1 protein-coding gene is annotated in these 2,332 nt (G+C 69.7%); it reads right to left on the reverse strand.

Annotated elements, in window-relative coordinates; genetic code table 11:
- Positions 1–307: 307 nt before the first annotated feature.
- A complete protein-coding gene (locus tag AB0E94_RS52690) occupies positions 308–1,924 on the reverse strand; it encodes a hypothetical protein (RefSeq protein ID WP_357098066.1) in 1,617 nt (538 codons plus the stop codon).
- Positions 1,925–2,332 lie beyond the last annotated feature (408 nt).

The following is a 2,332-nucleotide window of genomic DNA, read 5'->3' on the forward strand; positions in this document are numbered from 1 at the left end:
CGCGCTCGGACAGGCCGGCCGCCGACGCGGCCAACGCCGCGGTGCGCGCTTCCTCGTCGACGTCGCTGATCGCCCGGCGCAACGGCGCCAGGGCCTCTCGCTGCGCGCTGGCCGCCTGCAACCGCTGCACGGCGGCGGCCACCACGTCAGCAGGACTGTTCGACATCCGATCTCTCCTTTCGTCGAACCAACTAGCGATAGGAAGACTATCGTTGATTTCTAGAAACCGATAGGGGGCTTGTCGGTTTTTTCGGGTCGGGGTCGGTGAGGTCCTGGTGGCGGCGGCCGCCACACGGTCTGGAGCGGCCTAGGACGTCACGGTGCCGCCGTCGAGGTCGCGGGAGATCTCGTCGTAGCGGCGGGCCTCAGCCAGCTTGGTGCGGCGGCGGCGTTCGGCGAGTTCGTCGACCAGGGCGCGGGCGGCGCGGCCGCCGTCGCTGGCGGTGGCGTCGACGCGGTGCTGCTCGCGCTGGTGCCATTGGCTGGACTGGTGGTGGATGCGGGCGATGAGGTCGGCGCGGGCGGACTCGGCGAGCGCGGCCGCGATCTGCGCGGGCGGCTCGTCGGGCACGGCCTTGGCCAGCAGCCACGCCATGTACGAGGCCGGGGCCTTCGCGGTGGTGAGCATGGCCTTGTGGCTCTCGGTCAACCGCAGCTCCGCTTCGGCGACCAGGTCGTCGATGGTCCAACGGCCGAGCTTGCGAGCGTGCAGAACGCCCGCGATCGGCAGAATGTCGTTCGGACCCCGGGTGAACCCGAACCGGTCGTCAGCGACCACCTCACGGGCCAGACGCACCACTCCTGGAGCCAGACGGCCCCGCGAGGCACGTGAACCCCTCCTTGTTGGTGAGAGGCGCAACGCGCCGCCTTTCTGCTCCTTCTCTACCGCGACCGGCGACGCGCCGTCCGTCACGTTGTCCACAGTGGGCGGCAAGGAGAAAGACCCACGACGGACAGGAACACACGTGAGTACCTGGTGGGTAATTGAGGGGGGGACAGTTCTGTTTTTTGCGGGCTGACCAGGGCGGTTATCCACAACCGGGTCCGCAGGGTTGTCCACAGCCCGGGTGCGGCGGGCGGGGGCGGCCAGGTCGTCCAGGAGGGCGGCGGCCTGCTCGATGTAGGGCCAGATCTGCTCGTCGGTGATCTCGCGGGTCCAGTCGGGGATGAGTAGCCGCCACTCGGCGCGGTTGGTCCAGCGGGCGCGTTGGTCGGCGGTGGCGTCGGGGTCGGCCTGGACGTCGACGCGCTGCTGTTTGGTGAGCAGCTGGCCGGCGGCGTTGCCCTCGGTGAGGCCACGGGCCCGCAGGAGGGCCAGGTGGCGGGTGACGGTCTTCTCACACCGCCCGGTGAGGCCTGCGGTGACCTGCCGGCCGGGGCGGCTACGGCGGCCGGAGCCCCAGTCGGCCGACGACGCCAGGATCGCGGCGATGGCGGCGATGTTGGAACGGGCGTCGGCGCGGGACGCGCCGGGCGGCCGGTGGGTGTCGAGGTCGTAGAGCACCAGGGCGAGCCACCCGATCGGCCGGTACGCCTTGCGGGCGGACAGGGCCTGCACCACCAACAGCGAGGCGTGCTCCTCCAGACGCTGCGGCGACAACCGCCGCTTGGAGCCGGTGTCCTTCGGCGCCTTACGCACCGGCGAGCAGGACAGGAACATCCGCCGCCAGGCGTGCCGGCCACCAGCGGGCCGACGACCCGGCCGCCTCGCCGGGGGCGTGGCGCGGCCGCCCGTAGTTTCCGGACCAAGAACACCGCTAACGGAGGCGGTGGACGGCGTCGGGTGGGCCAGGTGCACCATGCACCGGTCCCGGCCCGCCATGGTGAGCACCGCCCGGCCGGCGGCGGCGCACACCGGGCAGTGCCCGGCCGCCGCGATCTGCTCAGCCGACAGAGCGTGATAGGTGGTTGCGCTAAGCGTCATCGTCCACCGCCGGTGGTCGATGCGTTGAGGTGAGGGCCAGGCGCGGGCAGGCGTCGCCACGACACGCGGTAACCGTGTCGGAGACAACAATGCACCCAGCCCGGAGGCGGAGTGCTATGGTGTGCTCCGAGCTTGTTGGGAGCCTCAAACCCTCTGCGCGGCCAAACGAAGAGGGGTTTGGGGCTCTGTTTTTTTATGGAGTTAGGGGTTGAGCGCTGGCGCTCCCTCACAAGGCTGAAGATCAGGCTGGGGTGGTAACCCGTGGATCTTACGGCGACTCCCACGCGTGACGGAGCCCCAACACGCGCCGAAACCAGGGATCCCCAGGGATCCTGTGTGGATCCCATGGAAAAATCGGTACATACCTGCACGAGTCCGGCGCAAAAATATTCGCAAAAAATGCGACCA

This window comes from Actinoplanes sp. NPDC026670, assembly GCF_040638175.1.
Lineage (GTDB): Bacteria > Actinomycetota > Actinomycetes > Mycobacteriales > Micromonosporaceae > Actinoplanes.

What these genes read in the sequence shown, in the direction of transcription:
- AB0E94_RS52690 (WP_357098066.1), bottom strand. Translation starts at nt 1,924, where the DNA reads ATGACGCTTAGCGCAACCACCTATCACGCTCTGTCGGCTGAGCAGATC.